At 53.0% G+C, this 17,782-nt stretch carries 18 protein-coding genes; all 18 read right to left on the bottom strand.

All coding sequences use genetic code 11. From position 1 onward, the window contains the following. Window positions 1–504 precede the first annotated feature (504 nt). Complete coding sequence (locus tag OMR58_RS24835; protein ID WP_264547222.1) at window positions 505–699, bottom strand: hypothetical protein; 195 nt, start codon at window positions 697–699, stop codon at window positions 505–507. Then, window positions 696–1,427, bottom strand: a complete 732-nt coding sequence (locus tag OMR58_RS24830; RefSeq protein WP_264547221.1) for a LamG domain-containing protein — start codon at window positions 1,425–1,427, stop codon at window positions 696–698. The genes OMR58_RS24835 and OMR58_RS24830 overlap by 4 nt, the downstream gene beginning before the upstream one ends. Window positions 1,428–1,429: 2 nt before the next feature. Beyond that, on the bottom strand, window positions 1,430–4,210 hold the full coding sequence (locus OMR58_RS24825) for a hypothetical protein (RefSeq protein ID WP_264547220.1): 2,781 nt from the start codon (window positions 4,208–4,210) through the stop codon (window positions 1,430–1,432). A gap of 273 nt (window positions 4,211–4,483) precedes the next feature. Then, window positions 4,484–6,943, bottom strand: coding sequence for a host specificity factor TipJ family phage tail protein (locus tag OMR58_RS24820; protein ID WP_264547219.1), 2,460 nt, complete (start codon window positions 6,941–6,943; stop codon window positions 4,484–4,486). After that, a complete protein-coding gene (locus tag OMR58_RS24815; RefSeq protein WP_264547218.1) occupies window positions 6,930–7,349 on the bottom strand; it encodes a C40 family peptidase in 420 nt (139 codons plus the stop codon). The genes OMR58_RS24820 and OMR58_RS24815 overlap by 14 nt, the downstream gene beginning before the upstream one ends. Next, entirely contained in the window at window positions 7,312–7,779 is a 468-nt protein-coding gene (locus tag OMR58_RS24810) for a hypothetical protein (RefSeq protein ID WP_264547217.1), read from the bottom strand. The genes OMR58_RS24815 and OMR58_RS24810 overlap by 38 nt, the downstream gene beginning before the upstream one ends. Then, window positions 7,779–8,249, bottom strand: a complete 471-nt coding sequence (locus tag OMR58_RS24805) for a hypothetical protein (RefSeq protein WP_264547216.1) — start codon at window positions 8,247–8,249, stop codon at window positions 7,779–7,781. The genes OMR58_RS24810 and OMR58_RS24805 overlap by 1 nt, the downstream gene beginning before the upstream one ends. A 1-nt stretch (window position 8,250) precedes the next feature. Continuing rightward, the gene (locus OMR58_RS24800) at window positions 8,251–11,739 is read right to left on the bottom strand and encodes a tape measure protein (RefSeq protein WP_264547215.1); all 3,489 of its coding nucleotides are present in this window, start codon (window positions 11,737–11,739) and stop codon (window positions 8,251–8,253) included. Window positions 11,740–11,798: 59 nt separating this feature from the next. Continuing rightward, entirely contained in the window at window positions 11,799–12,533 is a 735-nt protein-coding gene (locus tag OMR58_RS24795) for a hypothetical protein (RefSeq protein ID WP_205067810.1), read from the bottom strand. 100 nt (window positions 12,534–12,633) lie between these two features. Further along, the gene (locus OMR58_RS24790; protein WP_200559680.1) at window positions 12,634–12,924 is read right to left on the bottom strand and encodes a hypothetical protein; all 291 of its coding nucleotides are present in this window, start codon (window positions 12,922–12,924) and stop codon (window positions 12,634–12,636) included. A 207-nt stretch (window positions 12,925–13,131) separates the two neighbouring features. After that, window positions 13,132–13,824 carry a DUF6246 family protein gene (locus OMR58_RS24785; RefSeq protein WP_205067809.1) on the bottom strand — a complete coding sequence of 231 codons (693 nt, stop codon included), beginning with the start codon at window positions 13,822–13,824 and terminating at the stop codon, window positions 13,132–13,134. Window positions 13,825–13,891: 67 nt separating this feature from the next. Continuing rightward, the gene (locus OMR58_RS24780) at window positions 13,892–14,656 is read right to left on the bottom strand and encodes an immunoglobulin domain-containing protein (RefSeq protein ID WP_264547214.1); all 765 of its coding nucleotides are present in this window, start codon (window positions 14,654–14,656) and stop codon (window positions 13,892–13,894) included. 58 nt (window positions 14,657–14,714) lie between these two features. Continuing rightward, window positions 14,715–15,098 (bottom strand): phage tail termination protein, encoded by a 384-nt coding sequence (locus OMR58_RS24775; protein ID WP_205067807.1) that lies wholly within the window; start codon window positions 15,096–15,098, stop codon window positions 14,715–14,717. Next, window positions 15,095–15,463 carry an HK97 gp10 family phage protein gene (locus tag OMR58_RS24770; protein WP_205067806.1) on the bottom strand — a complete coding sequence of 123 codons (369 nt, stop codon included), beginning with the start codon at window positions 15,461–15,463 and terminating at the stop codon, window positions 15,095–15,097. Before OMR58_RS24770 ends, OMR58_RS24775 begins: the two co-directional genes overlap by 4 nt. A 2-nt stretch (window positions 15,464–15,465) precedes the next feature. Beyond that, window positions 15,466–15,828 carry a hypothetical protein gene (locus OMR58_RS24765; protein WP_264547213.1) on the bottom strand — a complete coding sequence of 121 codons (363 nt, stop codon included), beginning with the start codon at window positions 15,826–15,828 and terminating at the stop codon, window positions 15,466–15,468. A 94-nt stretch (window positions 15,829–15,922) separates the two neighbouring features. Continuing rightward, window positions 15,923–16,321, bottom strand: coding sequence for a DUF7370 family protein (locus OMR58_RS24760; protein ID WP_205067812.1), 399 nt, complete (start codon window positions 16,319–16,321; stop codon window positions 15,923–15,925). Between the two features lie 56 nt (window positions 16,322–16,377). Next, a complete protein-coding gene (locus tag OMR58_RS24755) occupies window positions 16,378–16,674 on the bottom strand; it encodes a hypothetical protein (RefSeq protein WP_264547212.1) in 297 nt (98 codons plus the stop codon). A 10-nt stretch (window positions 16,675–16,684) separates the two neighbouring features. Continuing rightward, entirely contained in the window at window positions 16,685–17,782 is a 1,098-nt protein-coding gene (locus OMR58_RS24750; RefSeq protein WP_205067803.1) for a major capsid protein, read from the bottom strand.

Here is a 17,782-nt window from a genome sequence, read left to right as displayed (position 1 = left end):
CTCAGACGATTTAGCTTGATAACTTCCAATAAAATCCAATAAACAATCCAATAAAATTCAGATCCATTAACTAATCATATGAATTATAAATACAAACAGCGCTGTGCATTTAAAGTTAATACTCTACATGGTGACTTCAATTCTCAAATTTTGGTCGGATTTTCAAATCATAAAACCTTGGTATAGATAACCTTGTTTAATTGATTGCTAACGTTTTTACAGTAAGGATGAATTGATAATGCAACCACCAACGGCAGATCCCTTTAAGGGATCAGTAATACTTGAGCACTACCTGCCAATGAAAAAAAGAGTAGTGCGAGCTATGCGGCGGCGGCTAGTCTCGTGAACGATGCTGTTTCTGAATGCGATGGGGATTTCGTTGTAGCGGAGCATGATGACCTCCCGTCAAAAAACAGCTGCGCATGCATACAGTATTGTCATTTTTGGGGAGGGCTCAAGGGGTGATAGGAAGGTAAATCTTAACAGTGTGAAATGAAGGGGATTTTAATTACTGGTCCAGCTGAGCGTGTATCCGTTACTGCCTGAGATGGCTGCCTGAACATCTGGGTTTTCATTTACCCACTGGCTGATGGTATCGTCCCGTTCATACTGATTGAGATCGTCCCAGTCATCAGACTGCCGGGTAAACGTGACCTTCGCCCCGGCTAGCGTCTCAATATTCACTTTTACTGTCTTCATACGCTCTGCCCTCTGGCTGTCATAATGCTGGTTCCCAGCGCGATCGCTGTTGTGATATCACCCGCTGTAAATTCGTTGCCCCACGCACCAAAGAAGCCGATATCACCTTTCATCATTGATGACCCGGCAACGCTGGCCCCCAGCATCAGAGGCGTTCCGGCAACGTTCGCCAGATAACCGGTTGGCGACGCCGCGATAGCAGTACCATCAGAAACAGTCAGCTTGTGGTTACGGTTCGGCGAAATAACAACACAGGCTACATACCACTTGTTGGCGACGATCGTTTTACCTGACTGGAAGTAGATACCCTGGGAGCCATCAGCCCAGCCGACGCGCAGCTCAAGCCGCGTCCCTGTCGGGTTGTAACAGATGGCAAAGCCGTGGCCACTTCCCGGCGTCAGGTCGCGGTTATCCATCACGAAGTGAAACGCATCCAGTGTCGTAAAACGAAAGGCAATCAGACACGATATACCCGTCAGTCCCGCTTCCGCGTAGGTGGTCTGACTTCCCGCCGTGCCGGGAAAATGCAGCCCTGCCGCCTGCAGCGTCTGAACGCCCTGCTGGACCGAAAAACCGTGACGTGAGTTATCCAGTGGCGTGAGCAGATCAAACGCGACCTTTGGATTAGCGATCGCGGCCAGTGGTGAGGCTACCGGCTCAAAATGCTGCTTTGACCAGTTTGTTATAACCCCGTCTGAGTTCAGTAAAATGCGAGTTCCTTCAGCCATCTTTATTCCTCTATAAATGTTTTTGCCGGGAGATTTGGCGCTCTGGCACTGTCCCCAATCATTTCATTACCCGAACCACGAAGTCCGCCGGTGTAAATCGCAGCACTGGCCGGATTCAGCCACGAACAACCGGTCACCAGGGTTTTATCTGCGGCGAGATAGGTCGCGCCTGCTGCATCCGGCACCAGTTCAATGTCGGCCCCCGTCACGCGGCAGCGGTTGCCGTTACCGTTGGTGTATAAGCGCGCCAGCTTGCCGCCGTGAATATCAACGACTGCTTTCGCCCCCGGCACGTGAACGATTGCCGGAATGCAGTTTTCCAGGGTAATGCGCGGTATCCAGCTGTAATCACTGTTCAGATAGTTTTCGGTCCATGCTGCCGCATCACCCGGCATATCTACTGTCTGCGCCGCTGCCAGCTCAATAACCGGGTTATTGATGACGCTGTGCAGGTTTCGCAGTGTGACGCGGGCATTCGTGCCGTCGCTGCCCTTTTTATTACGTGAACCCATGTAGTTCTGATACAGGTCTTCAGACATTTTGATGCCGCACATTACTGCGTTCTGAGTGGGCTGGACATTAATTGCAGTCATGCCATCAACGTTAATATTGTCCGGCAGCAGAGTTTTCCGACCTGTTGTAACATAGTCAGTAAACTGTGAGCGCAGCGCAGTTACCGCGCTGAATTCGAAGTTTGAGTTGGGCTTTCCTTCCTGAATCCCGGCGAGGTCAAACACCACGTTGCGTATGTCGATGGTGTAAGGCAGTTTGCTGTCGATGCCTTGATCGAGCGAGTTTGCCGTGTCGATGATGCGCACGACGTCATAAGACCGGGAACCGTTGTACCAGGCTGGCAACCCCTTATCCCACATGACAGTCAGACCATCGACCACCAGATTGCACTCGCAGTCGCTGGCATAGTCCTGGCGCATGGCGATCACAAAGTTGAGGAAAGGCTCCACAGCGCCACCACTGGACCGGGTGACAATATGTTTAAGATTTCTGAATTTCCAGTCATTACCTCCCTGAAGGTTAGCCTGCCTGCCTTTCAGGGTCATATTGTCGAAATAGCAGTCATAACCGAAGGAGTGAAAATCCATACGGTTGAACATACTGTCTTTGACATACAACCCCTTGATGCCGTGATGCCCCTGGAAGCCCCAGCCATGCAGGCCGTAATAGCGGTTGATATGCACGTTGCAGGTATCGCGAATACAGATGCCATAAGAGCCATTTTCCGCCGGGTGGCAGGTTGCTTCACCCACATCGCAGAACACGTCGAATACTTCACGCCCGGACAATACAACACGGCTTTCAAGGCTGACCGCTGCGGTCTGAAGCGATGAATGTACCAGGTCTTTCACGTGGACCATGGGGCGGGAAATCTCAATATTCACAAAGCGCCTGCTGTCACCCAGCTCAATGAAGTGAGGGCAGCGGAATTTAAGGAAGTTATCTTCCTTCTGAATGATGGCTGCATAACCAATTGTCCCGTCAGGGATATTCTTTACAATGCGCTCGGTCAGTGCGCCCTGACGGCCAATGCGGGAAAATTCACGGTAAAGAACGCGATTACGCGGGTTGACCCGGTCCCCATTACGGTAAATTTCAGCGGCGGTTGAAAGCGCATAAAACATGCCGCCGTAATAAGGGTAAAGTTTCGGATAAGGCAGATACTGTGAGCCTTTTTTCAGATACTGCGAGTAATTCGCATTGAATGTCACCAGCTCTGCTGCCGTCAGTTCAACACGGTCTTTCCCTTTGATATTGAACATGCGCGGCGGCTCTGGTGCATCAGGATCGAGTATACGCAGCGGCCCCCACTGAATTTCGCTCACCCCGGATTCAGTTGAGGTGAAAATAATCGCCCCTGACAGATCGGTATTCGTGCGCACTTCAGCTTCGTGATCGACCAGCAGCAGAAATGCCCCGTCGTTCTGGCGTACCGGGATTTTCAACAGGTTTGCATAGCGATGTGCATTCTGAATAGCCCGATCGGATGGAGATACCGCCGATAAATAGGCGATGGCTGAAGATGTATTTCCCACACCCAGCGCCACCTGAATGGCCAGCAGCGTTGCACCCGGCACCCGGAAGGCCAGGAACTGATCGTAATTAACGTAATCAGCCTGGCGATACCAGCGACGACCCAGTAAATCAACGAGAATGCCGCCAGGTATTTCAGCAGATGTGGTGTCGTCCGCGTTGACGACAAACCGGCCGCCGATATTTTGCCCTACCACATCACGGACCGTTGCGGCGCCGGTATAGTTACGGATGGAATCATAATCAGCTGCCGTATCGCCGGGTTCTACTGAGCCACCACCGCCACTACCCTCCCCAAAACCAACCATTGTGCCGTCATTTTTCTGACCACACATAACGAGGCCGTTACGGTAATAAATAACAAATCGCCAGCCCTCGGGAGGATTGTTATCGATAATGCTGCCACCGAACTCCAGCCCGGAGTCTGTCGAATAAAGCTTCTCGAACTCATCGGCGTAGAGGCGGCCATTTTTGTAGCCGAAAGGCGACAGGCCATTTTTGAAAACGACCGAATAGGGATTATCCCCCTGATTATCAATTAAACCTTTTAAGAGAACGGCAATTTCATTGACCTGCTCAACGAATGTCTGCGAAGGCATTCTCCGACCAGTTTGCACCAGCGTCCCGCCGTTATTGACGTATTCATCAGCGAGCGAACTGCCGTCCAGGCTACGCACGTACGTAGTTGAGTTGACGGGGATATTGGCAATGTCAGCCTGTGCTGCAGCCAGGGACATGTACTGACGACTCAGGGGTATAAGGTTCTGCCGGGTACTTTCAACGATCCGATCATTCTCTTTCTGAATACCCGCTTGGGTTTTTCTCACTCGCCCTTTTCGATCTACATACGTCTCGGCATCTGACGTATTAAATTCATCTAACTTTCCGGCATTGAACTTAAGATCAGCAGGTGATTCGCTTGGAACCGGGTTATTAGTCGGGATGGTCGCCATAATTATTCCAATAAAAAACCCGGCGCGGTGGCCGGGTTGTTGGTAGATAAAAAGCTGTCAGGGGTAAATCAGGTCACTGTACTCGGACAGTGTGAAAGCAGTCGTTCCGTCACTGTTTGGCTTCTTCTCATCGACACGCCAGAGAGTGGCGTCCATTTCCTCCTGAGTGGCGATGACGTAGCGTGACGGCGACTGAACCTCATAGCCGTCCCAGATGTTCAGTGCGATGGCCGGCAGCGGCGCAGTGAAGCCGAAACGCGTATCCGCCCGAACCGTTGCCGGGTAGCGCGCCGACGTTCTGCCAAGGCTGTCAGTGACCGTGACAAACATCGCGCCGGCGAAAGCGATAGCCTCGCTGGTGTCGAAGTTATTGCCGGTGCGCTTCACGATGTATCCGGACTGCTGATTGACGTCGTATGTGTCAGGCACCTGTACCACATCACCGACAGATACGTACTGCCCGTCGGCAAGCGTTGTGCACGTCATCTTCCCGCGTGAGTAAACGAGCCGGTTCACTTCCAGCAGCGCCCTGTCGCGCGCCTGATACTCGTTGCGGCAGCCGAGAAGCTTAATCTTCAGCGGCGATTCAGCGGCCTGCTCAACGATGCCGGTGGCGGTGATCCGGTAGCGAATGTAGGTCTTTTTGTTCGTTACCGGGCTGACATACTCAATCTCTACCCCGTCATAACCGCCGGGCATGGTCATTTCGTACGTGATTTTGTATTCGTCGGCGGTCATGTTCGACCGGTTGAACGTCGTGGCCGGATAAAGCACGCGCTCATCGCGCACGAACGACAACACGCCATCTTCCCAGAACGCGATGACTCTGGCCGCATCGCAGATGCTCTGCGCCCTGCTGCCTAACGATATATCCTCGTCGTCAAACGTGTAATCGAAATATCCCAGGCGCGGACCAGTGAGGCTGGCGGCTATCTCATACAGCCCGTAAAGATCGATGGTGCCGGTTGCCTCTTTGCCGATCACCAGCCATTCATGAGCCAGCGCGTCAGCGAACGAGCGGGACGGACGCAACGTGTAATCAACCTGCCGCGTGGCCATGTTGTAGCTGATGGTGTGCCGGGTGATTAGCGCGTTGTATTTGCGCTCACGAACGCCGGTTGCCTGCTCTGTCGCGCGGATGGTGACACGTACCAGCGTATCGTCCGGATGGACCTCGTTAGTGCGGATGCGTACAGAGTGAATTTCTGTCAGCTGCAGCACGCTTGTATCGTTGCTGTTGTTTGTGCGGACAATCTGCACCGCATAGCGTCCATAACCCGCTACCGGCGTTATCTTGTCGGTGCGGTACAACGTGTCGCTGCCGCCGCTGCTGTTCGACAGGCCGCCGCTGAAGGTCTGAACGGTGTCGGGGATCTGATTATTGTCATCGTCAATTTTCCAGATGGTCCCGGTGTAGTTCGCCCAGTTGTCATTGCCGAGCTGGGCCTGAAAATGCACCCACAACTGATCGCCCTCGAGCGGCGCGAAGAACGGGCCGATAACCAGCGGCTGGTTGTCGTTCAGCACAAATTTGGTGGTGTTGATCGTCGCATCAGTCGGGATTTCCTGCGCATCGCCGCCGCTCAGCTCATCAAAGTAGAACGTGTAATACCGTTCCGGATCTACAAGTTCACCGTCATCGGTAAGCGTCGCATTAAACAGATTGGCGTTCAGCGTTACGTCACGTGTCACGCTGCCGCTGGCCGTGTTGTAAGTCACGTTGATAACGAACGTCACGGCGTGCGGGAATGCCAGGCTGTAGAAGTAATCGAACTCATCCTGTTTGAGGATCTTCATCGCTATCTGACCGCCCGCCAGCTCACCGGAAATAACGGTCGTGGCGGTGGCGGTGTAAGCCGGGAAGTCTTCACTTTCATTCGGTCCGGGAAGCTCCTGCCCGTCCACGTCGTCGAACTCGAACCCTTCGTAAATTACCGGTATTACCTGCCCCGGCTCGAACACCTGATAACTGGCACCGGCCAGTGAGCCGAGGTTCGATTCTGAGTAGCGCACGCTGTCAACGGTGTAGCGCCCGATCCCGAAATTCATCCACTCGGTGACGTATTTCACGTTGTCGACAAACTCGAACATGGACTCCTGAATCAGGTCCGGATACGAACGCACCTGGCCGTACACATCGGGCCGGGCCTGGTACGTGCGCGCCACGTTTGTCTGCCCGGTCAGCTTGTTGTTCGGGCTCTCCTTGCTGTTGTTATCAGCGACCGAAAACGACGACTTCGGCGCGAGGAAGGAGAAGATTTTAGAGATGACTTTAAATACCGGGCTGAGCACCTTGCCGATCACGCCTTTCGGCTGATCGAACACCTGCACCCGATCGCCATTCTCCAGCGCAAACCCTACCTCTTCATCCAGCCCCAGTTCGCGGCCATTCATCACGACAACCACATCCGAGTGAATGTCGGCGCTCAGCAGCCAGTCGGCCAGCACGGTACCGGTCGGAACGCTAATCCGCTCCTTTGGCGCGCCGGGTACCCGCTGCAGTTCAATTACCGGCATAAATCATGTACTCCACTCTGGTGAAAACCTTCTCGACCGCTGACAGGCGATCGCTGCGCACTGCTCCATTTTCGCCGCGGCTGTGCAGTGCACGGCCATCGATGATTAAACCGACGTGCGCCTGCTGATTGCCGTCGTACCCAATAAAGATGCCGCCCTCCTGCGGTACCGGTACCGGCTGCCAGAACACCACCTCTTCAGCGAAACAGCTGATAAAGTCGTTGGCCGCTTCGTAGCCCGGCGAGTGGTGAATTTCCACACCGACCACATGTCGGTAATACAGCACCACGAGTCCCCAGCAGTCACAGGCCTGCATCGAGCACGCCCGGTTCGCCCAGGGCACGCCGATCATCGACCGGGCGAAGTCACTACCCGTTAACCAATCCGGGCCATTCAGCTGGGTCATAGAGGAGCCCTACGTTTTTGTTGAGTGGGTTGGTCATCGACAGAGACACGTTCACATCAGACTCATCAAGATTGCAGTCACTCACGTAAAGCACCCAAGATTTCAGCAGCGTCACCTGATCCGCGTCGTACAGCGCAAACGTGGCGGTTATCGGCGTGATGCGGGAATAGCCGCGCCACGCTTTGAGCTTCTGCTTAAAGTCGCTGGCCAGTCGGCTGAATTTCAGGGTGCTGTCGATTACGGGGGTATTGCTCTGCTGGCTTTCCGTCAGCTCAAACCGGCAAGGCTCGAAAGCGGTTCCGGCCAGCTGCTTGGCGAAAATCTGGTTGTTGACCAGGCGCACATACCCGAAAGTTGAGTGATGAAAGGTGATTGTTTCGTACTGAATGCGATTGGGCCTCTGCGCTCTGATTTCGCGCAGTGTTGGCATTATGCCTCCGGAATTATCTCGGTAATGACTTCGTCCAAGATGCTGCCCCACGGCGGCGGCAGCTCGATCATCAGGTCGCCGTAGTCGTCGTCGGAATTCGGCAGCTGGCGGCAGATTACATCACCGGTCCAGGTAAACACGCTCCCGGACTGGCTCCACGTCGGGTATGCGGTGAAATGCAGCTCCAGCAGCTCTAACCCGTTATCGCCAGTCCCTGTCCCGATCTGCATGGTGAACCACTGGTTGCCATTGTCGAGGTAGTCCGGGCGGCGCAGCCACTGCATAAACACCCGGTGCTGGTACTCGGTGAAAATCCACGTCAGAGAGAACGAAGTTTTCAGGTCGTCGGTGAGTTTCTGGAAGATTGGCGCGCCGATCTGCGGCTGATCGGTGCGAAATCCAGTGTCCGTCTTCGGATTTTTGTTGGACTTCTGCGCCAGCGGCAGCCAGTCGGGGTATGGGATAGCCATATCATCCTCGTGCCCTGCGAGGGGCGTTGTGATAGTTAGAGATGGCCTGGCCTATCTGGCCGCCGTTTGCGATGTCGGTGACAATAGTCTGGATGGTCACGTTGCCGTTACCGTCGCTGCTGGCCTGGGTATCCACCATCGCACCGCTGGAGTAGTTCTCAATCTGGTTGATGATGGTGATCCCCCCGCCACCGCTGATATCCTTATTACTGATCACCTTCCCGTTATCGCCGGGGATCATGTACTGGCTGCCGTTGCTGGCCTGGTAGATTTCAGGCCTGCGGCCTTCGCCTACCTGATACAGACCACCAGCTGATACCGGACCGCCGTTTTTGCGCGCACCCAAAACGCTCATTGCCAGCCCGGCAGTCTGCGCCGTCTGATAAGCGCTTAAACCGGTTGCCGATGCCGTGCCTGCAGTCGCGATAGATGCGGCAATCGCTGCAGGAGTCCAGGCCGCAAGCGCTGCAGCACCGCCAGCCGTTGCTGCGGCAGCATTAGCCGTTTGTGTAGCGGCACCAAGCGTTTGGGAAACGATGAAGTTCTTCAGCATTTCAACGCCGGTTTGCACGATAGAGTTGAGCACGCTGTTGAGAATGGTGTTGCCGAGAGAGCGCATGGCTTCCTGTGCAGACATGGTGCCGGTTAGCAGGCCCGTCAGTGCATTCGATGCGTTGCCGGCGAAAGAGTCCACCGCGCTCGTCAGCATGTTGTAGCCCAAGCCCTGCTGGCTGAGCAGCTCCCACTGCGCTGCGGTCATCTGCTGATTAAACTGGTTCTCCTGCGCTGTGCGCAGCGCCAGATACTGAGCATCGGTATCCTGCCGTGCAGCAACATACTGGTCGTAGGTGATGCTGCCAGACTGGTAGCTCTGCTTGAGTATCGCCTGCTCCTGCTGCTGATACTGCTGCATGAGGGCCAGTTTCTGGTTGTTCTGGTTCGCCAGCGCCTGAACCGGATCAATCTCACCCCGTGCCTCTGCTATCGGGTTGGCACTCACCTGCTGAGCCCGGATTTTCGAAAGCCGAACCTGATGGCCCTGCTCCAGTTGCTCGGAAGCAGCGTTGTACTGCTCCTGACTGATGAGCAGTTTGCCGTTGGCATCCGTTGCACTCTTCAGCATCTCCAGCTGCGATTTCTGCGCAGTGTAGTCAGCGTTTTCTTTCAGCTCAGGAATGGCATTGCGCGCCTTGATGGCAGCTGCTGTATCCCAGATGGCGGCAGCATAATCATGGGCCTGCTGAATCTGAGATGCTGTTGCGCCCTTACCCAGCGACTGCTCGGCGCGCTGGATGGCCTGTGCACGGGTAAGCTCCTGCGTTGAATCAGCGGTCAGCGCTGCTTGCTGCTGCAGGCTGGCCAGTTTCTGCGCCACCGATTCAGCGGACGATGCGGATTTTTTATCCTGCTGCTCGCTTTTCTGCTGCTCTTTGCGCCTTTGTTCCTCTGCCTTTTTCTGGTCGAAGCTAACGCCAGCCCTTTCTCTGGCCAAAGAAACATCGCGCTCCAATTGCTCAGGGTTGGCATCGGTACCCTTTTTAGCCAGATTGCGAATATCCATCTCCGCTTTCAATTGCTCACGCTTACGCTCATTAAACTCGCTTTGAAGGTCAATCTGTTCCTGCTGCCCATCCAGATAGTCCTGAATATCTTTAGGGCGTGTAACAACCAGGCTTGTCGCATTGAATCTCTCTTTCGCCCCTGCAGCAAAATTCATTGCTTTGCCGAGTTGGTTCATTATTCCAGTTGCCACGCCTGCTTCATGCCCGTCCCGGCTCAACAAATCGATCCCCTGTACAAGCAACCCGTTATATTGAGCCTGAAGCATGCTGGTCAGATTTTTGGTTCTGCTATAACGAAGCTCCATTTCCTCAAGCCGCCCTTGCTCGATAGCGAGCTTCCTCTGAGCCTCCTGCATATTCTCCATCTGACGGGTAGATTCGCCATAAATACGCTGTGAGCGCTTATAACTCTCAATTACACCAATTAATCCATCAACTCGTTGCCGCTGATCATCAATCATATCTGATTGGACGCTTATTGCCTGCGTCGCTTTTGCAATCTCAGCAGCGATCTGAGTTTGAGACATATCCTTCATTTTACTGACTAAACCAGTCAGCGTATCGCTGAAATCAATAGCCTCTTGTTTGGCTTGCTTCGCCTTCTGATAAAAGTAATAAATTGCGGCACCTGCCAGCATTGCTGCTCCTGCAGGCCCACCGATAAGACCCAGCGCCTTTGATGCCAGGGTTGTGACACTCAGACTCGCCCGTTCTGCGGCTACTGTTGCAGCCGACTGCGCAGCGGTGTTTGCTACAAGCGCCCGATTGTAATTATCAGTTAGCGTCGCAGCTTCAAGTCTGGCGGCAGAAAGCCTCACCTCTGCAGCAGCAAGGTTCGCTGCAGTAATAGAAGAGTTACGCATTACCTGTGCAACACGTACCTCATCCAGCGCACGTTCCTTTGCTACAGCGGCAGCTCGAAGATCTGCAGTTGCCTTGTTGGCCGCAGCCTGTGCCGCTTGATTCTCTGCGACTATTTCTTCACGTGTAGCTATTGCCAGTTTTACTTTTCCAGTTGCAGCCATTGTTAGTGCGCCAATATACCGGCTACCCATTACTGCTACGACAGCCGTCAATGCAGCACTCAGTCCGCTGATATTTTCACTTACGCTAACGACTGCATCATTAAAAATTCCCGCCGCCGTCTTTACGGTGGAATTTTCACCAAAGAACTTTGTGATGTTGTTCCCGGCAACCTGAAGAGCCTGGCTAATCGTCGTGGTCGTATTGGCAAACTCAGCACCAATCACCGCCCCCTGAGAAAGCAGGCCATTTACCACCACATCTGTCGTTAGTTTGCCCTGTGCGGCCATGTTCCGCATCTGACCGATACTGACTCCCATGGAGTCAGCCAGCGCGACGATCAGGCGGTTACCCTGCTCATTTACTGAGTTAAATTCCTCACCACGCAGAGCGCCGGACGCAAGGCCTTGGGACAGCTGAATTATTGCGTTTTCCGCTTCTTGCGCTGTCGCACCTGAAACCACAAAGCCTTGGTTTATGATCGTCGTCAGCTTGCTCAGATCGCCAGCGCTTGTCCCATACTGCCGGGTCGCCCTTTCCAGGCGCGCATAAAGCGAAGCAGTGGCATCTAAACTGCCGCGCGTCTGCTGAGTAATGTTAAATACGCGCTCAGTCACTTCCGCGAGCTGTTCATTCGGACGCAGCGAGTTGGCTAATTTATTATTTACGGTAGCCCAGGCATCAGCGTATTCAGAAACCTGCTTCACAGAGAGCGCAGCGGCAAGCGCTACAGCAACACCTGAGAGGCTGGACATCGAGCGTTCAGTGTTATTAATAGACCGTGTTGTGCTGTCGAAACCACGCTCCATCAGATCGAGGCGCTGATTGACACGTTGCTGTGCAGTCAGTAATCCGCGCACATCCATTTCGATATCGTAATAAATTCCACCTGCGTTCTCTGACATTTAATTTTCTCCGGACATAAAAAAACCCCGCCGCAGCGAGGTTTTTATGACTTTACTGATCAATTATGGCTTTCAAAAATAACATCCAACACCTTTTTGGATACATCAAAATATTTCATATCAATATTTTCATCCACTGGATTTTCATATGGCCACTTTGTGTATCGTGTCTTTACTTTGCTTCCTGATGATAGCGCTTCGATAATTTCACCAGACTGTTCTGCAGGGAAAACACCATCATCACCTGACTCTATAGGTTTTTCATTGCCAATTCTGATGAAGGAGTGAGTTTTCGGGAAATGTTCAGAACCGACGATGACATGATAGCCATCCTTATCTTTTACTATATAAAGGTGCTTCTGATAAATATGGCAATTATACTCATCGGTCATAGAGTCAGTCTTACAACCAAATTGCCATGATGCCTTGTCACTATACTCTCTTCCTACTGTACCAGAGCCGCCACTTTGAAATAATTTAACTTTAACATCATCTATTTTTGCTTCTTCAATGACATAAAGCGTGGGCTTTTCCCGATCATCCATATCAGCCCATAGATCACACACAAGTTTACTATCTTCAAAAAGCTTTGGCTTCTTGAAGGATGATTCTTTTATATAGAATCCATCTCTCTTAGTGAAAGAGTATGTGCTATCTTCAAAAGAGTTGCACCCTATCTCAGATACTCCGGGTTGAGTTAATAGCCATTTTTTGTTCTTTTCAGTCATTTTATCTGATGCTGTTGCAGTGTTACACGCCAACAAAAAAGAAATTACCAGCAAGATTTTTTTCACATCCCTATCCCCATTAGTAACAAGTCACCAGATCGTAGCGGGGAAGCGGCGCAATGGGAAGCATGCTCATTTCCGAGCACCTGAACAAATCATCAAATTGCTAGCGTACAACAGCTCGCGAACTAATCACTGTTTCACCAGAAATTTCTTCGATTCCACCATCCACAACACCATATATTTCTACAATACCACCTCTGTTAGTAATCCCGTTCAAAGCTGAGCCATTAAGTAAAAGTCTTCCTCCAGACTCAACAAAGATTCTTCCGGCTACAATGCCACTAACAAGTGCTGTACAACCATAAGAGACTATAAGATCACCCGATAGTAGACCGGCCATCTCAAGATCGGTTGAGAGCATCAGGTTCCCGTAGTGTTTATTGGTTATTTTCAAAAAAATCTCCGAAAATGATCAGAAAAACCAAAGAAAAAGCAACCAACTCCTTATAATTCTCAATTAAATCATATCTAAATGTGATTTTTTTTTGGAACCCTTTAGGAACCATTGGAGATTAACTGACGTCATCACTATTAGCTAGCTGTATTTTTTTCACTTGTTTTCGCTCTCATTTTCGATTTGCGAGCAAAATATCATCCGACGTCAGCCCTGTTCCTGCGCCATCATTGCCTGCCAGCGGCGATCGTCTTCATCCATGACTTCGTCGTACTCTTCCCGGGTAAAGCCTTTCTGGTTCGGGTATTTGACGTTAATCATCATGGCAAACTCAGTCATCGTGAGATTCTCAGCCTCGCCCCGACTGATGCCAAAGTGATTACGCGCCGCCATGATGTACTCGGCACCACGAAACTCAGCAGTGGTATCATTTGACTCATAGCGCTGCAGTTTGCGCACCTTCGCTTTGCCGACGATGCCGTGCATCATCAGGTTTTGCGCGACGATAACCATGTTTTCTGGCGGCATGCTACCGGGCCGCCAGACAAATCCGCGCTTTCCCGTCTTCCCTGGCCTCATCCATCCGACCAACTCCCCGATATCATCGTCGCAGCACGCGGTCAGAACGGTATGAGCGGCCATGATAGCCCTGCGATTTAATAATCCACTCTGGATAAAGCGCTGTACACAGTCAGGCAGGCTGCTGTAATCGTCGCGGATATAGGCCTGGGCGGCACGATGAAGTAATGGCGTGACCTCATCGTTGCACAGGTCATAGAAAGCCTGGACGATTTCAGCCGGCTCACCAATACGCGCCATATTGCGAAATGACGGACGAAAAAAGTAATCCCGGTCATCGGTACCGATCACGCATTCGCCTAACTCTTTAATCGGATTCATAGTTGCTCCATAAACAGTATCAAGGGCGCCGGAACGCCCTTTGTACTGCTCACGCGGTATCGGGCCGTTAGCTGATGGTGACAGTGCACGCAGCTGAAGTGATTTTTACCGTTGAAGCTGAAGAGTCGGTGACTTCGCAGGTGTAAACGCCGGCATCACCAGCCACAGCACTGGCCTTGTTAAACGTGGCCGTCGTTTGTCCGCTGATAACCGCTCCGTCTTTCTTCCAGACGTAGGTATAAGGCGCCGTACCTCCCGCCACCGCCACTGGCATATTCAGAGCCGATCCGGCCGCAACGCTTTTGGTTGCCGTCAGATTCGTGTTGAACGCCAGCGACGGGCCTGCCACCTCAAAGACGACGGTGTCTGCGTCGGCAACTTTCCACTCGCCGGAGAAAGTAGAAATGTCGGATGTTCCGAAGTCGCCAGACCATGATGTGGTGTTGAAATACCCCATGATGTAGGTGCCGGCATCTTCACCGACAAAGTCGAAACGGACCCAGAGGGTCGGCTGTCGGCCAGCCTGCACTTCATCGAAAATGTATTTCGAGATAGCGATGGCACCAACTTCGGTTCCTTTGTCCTTCTTGCGGAACTCACCTTCACCAGAAATAGTGAAGTCCATATTGTTGACCAGGTTCTCAACCAGACCTTTCGTATCGTCAGCCTCAGAGGTGACGGTATTCATGGAGTAGTCAAAACCTTTCGTGGTTAGCGCGCCCAGGCGCTTCCATTCGGAAAGAGCCGGAACAGTATCAGCACAGCCATAAGCCATGCGGAGTACCGCTGTTTTCCCGATCAGCTTACCGGTGTCATTCTGGCAGCCCTGCATGTGTACCTCTCAAATAAAAAAGGCCGCCAGATGGCAGCCTGATGGTTGATTCTGGCGATTATTCGCCGTATGTGCATGAGACGAGCAGCCGGGTAACTAACCGGCCCTCCTCAGTGGGTATGGCTGACGGAATGCTGCCAACAAGGCTGAGCGCACCAACACAGTCGTCAGCATCGATCTGCGCGCTGATATAGGAAACAATGGCGTTGACCGCTGTATCTGCGGCATCAGGATTCGATTTGGACGCGATAACATCGACCATCACATACCAGTCGCCGCCGCGGTCGTACTCGAGATTGGTACCGCCCGATGGCCGGAATACGATGAACTGATCGGCATCTTTGCCTGAGTCCCGCCATTGTCGCCATTGCACCTTAAAGCCGGCAGTGAGCCCTTCGGCGACAAACAGGTCTTTCAGGCGCATATACATCGCCGGTGTCATAGCTTCAGCTCCTTCTTAACCGCCGCGTCGATCAGGCTGCGGGTGTCTTCGAAGCCTTTCTTTAAGAACTCTTTCTGCGCGGTCGAGCGCCTGAAGTTCTGTTTCACTTCCGGATCGTGAACAAAGACTGCATAAGACGCCGTATAACCAACACGACCGGTCACTCTGACGCCGTTAGCAGTGATTTCCCGGAACTGGCTGTTGATGAGCGTTGATGTGTCAATCGGCGTATAAAGCGCCGCCTGTGAGCTGCCAATGAGCATTGCCGACTGCAACGCACGAACAACCTTTCGCCCCTGAACGCCCTTGATAATGCGATCGAGGTTAGCTTTAGCCTCGCGAATGCCGCGAACTTTAGCGCCCATAATCAGACTCCGGTAATCAGTGCAAAATCGTCCGCCAGTCGCTCGAACGTATCAGCGAAGCGAATCACCTGCCGTATCTCATCGGCCTCTTCAGGCGGTACTGATGCTGATGATGCCCCGATCAGAATGTAATCACTCTGCCTGGCCTCGGCGTACTCCGTCCAAATCGTATTCTTGACCACAATTTCCCGGCCAATATCACCGATCTTCGCAGAGAGCCCGCCCTGGTAGTCACAGAGAATAGCGATCGGCGTTTCCCATCCGTACGGCTGACCTCCGCCGTCGGTATCGCTACCGTCAGCATCGCGTATGCGCCGCCAGATTGTCGCGGTCGCGGTGTAGCTCCAGTTGGCTGCGCTGCTCACAATAGATACTCCAGATGCTGATCCGGGCAGCCGGGGCAGTCCGGGCACTTCTCGCGGTCCGGATTTTCTTCCGGCTCGTCTTTCGGTTCGGACATTACTTACCTCCACACATGCAGCCTCCTTTGCCGATCCAGATGCCAGCAAAAGCCTGTTGAGTCGGGTCCGCAGGGATGAGGCTTGTTGCACACCCCTTTTTATCCAGGCCACGCAACAACCCCAGCGAGCCTTTCCAGCGATCGGCAAACGAGCCATAACGAAATGAACGGGATGCGCCGGAAGGTGCTGACTGCGAGCTTATGTACTTATCTCCCTGCCCCAGCCCCATGAGACCGAGCAGGTACATCTGGATAAGTAGCGCTGTAGCTGGCGAATAGTGAGCATCCAGACACTCCTGAATACCGTTTGCCTGCTCAACCAGCGCGCCAAGAATGAAGTCAGGCAAAGTAATGCCCTGGCTCTCCAGATACTGTTTTGCCTGTTCCTGGGTGACCATGAAAACCTCGCAGCCCTGCCGAAACAGGGCATAAAAAACCGCCAGGGCGGCGGTCATTATTCAGTGGGGAAAAGCTTTTCCAGCTCACCATCCGGCAGCAGCTCCGCGAGCTTCTCAGCTCCCAAGTTGCCTTTGAACTCAATCCCGAGTTCAGTCAGGTGATTGGCGATGGCCAGTTTACGGGCCTGCTTCTCGCTCGTCCCGTCCGGCGTGGCAGGAGCAAAACCGGATGCAGCGTTATCGGACAGCTTAAGCACGTGGGACATGAGTGACGGGTGGAGCTTCTCCAGTTCCACAACATCTCCAACAGCCACACCATGCCACGCCTTGGTTACCTGGTATTTTTCAGTCATGATTTTCCCCTTATGCCAGGTTAGCGCCGTAGACCACGCCGGACAGACCTTCGCCGTCCTTCTTGATCTGCAGACCTTCAGCAGACATGATCTGGAAATTGTAGTTGCTCTGCGGCATCAGGCGAGGCAGCGGAACAACGCCAACGGCCATACCAACCAGCGGGGTGATCACGTCCTGTCGGCGCTGGTAAGCGAAGAATTCATTACCGGTTAGCGCGTAGGTCGGCTTGATTTCTTTTGCCGGAATGAACTTCGAAATAGCATCCAGCACAGTGCCGCTCACCATCGCATTTGTACCACCGCCGACTTCAATCAGGTATGGCTTAGCCATATTTGCCCAGATTTCGTCGCTGACCCAAAGCACATCGTAGACCGTGACTTTGTTCGCGCGCGCAGTCAGGCCGAAAGCGCCGGTCGGGCCAAAGAAAGCCAGTAACTGAGCCGGGGTGGCAGTAGTCAGGTTGATGTTAACGCCACCGGCACCTGAACCGAGGTTGATCTTGGCCGTGTTGCGGTGTGTGCGGATACCCTGAGACTTGAGGCCATCAACTGACACTGTGGCATTACCGTCCAGATAGCCTTTTACGCGGCGTTTGTGGAATTTGCGCATCTTCGCGGATTGCGCGTCGAGCGCGGCATCAATGCCCACAGAACTGAGTCCTGCTGCATGACGCCAGTTCACACCGTATCCCGCGGTGTAAACCGGAATCGGATCACCGTCGCTGTCATAGTCGGTGTGGTCGAAGGAGTACGGCGCCTGACCGTCAATGCTCACCGAAACATCATCGGCGATATCGCCGGCTACGGTGTAGAGCTTTGCCGTTTTGCCGATCGACAGCACGGTTTGCACCGCCATCAGGTCATTGATGATTTCCATCCCGACTTCCTGATCGCGCATCTGGATGACCTGGCGGTCAATCTCGGCCCAGAACTCGCGAGTAAAGCCACCCACAGCATTAGCCGCCAGCATTTCAGGCGTCATGCCACTACGGTAGGCATTCACCATCAGATTGTGCTGGGTGTTGAAGATATCGCGGTTGGCCCACAGTTCACCCCAGTGGGCACGCAGGCGGCTGTTTGCAGCCAGTGTTTCAGCGGTAAAGTACAT

It is taken from the genome of Erwinia sp. INIA01, assembly GCF_025947915.1.
Classification (GTDB): Bacteria; Pseudomonadota; Gammaproteobacteria; order Enterobacterales; family Enterobacteriaceae; genus Erwinia; species Erwinia coffeiphila.
Note: the sequence above shows the minus strand (reverse complement) of the source record. Positions and strands in the feature narration are given on the sequence as shown.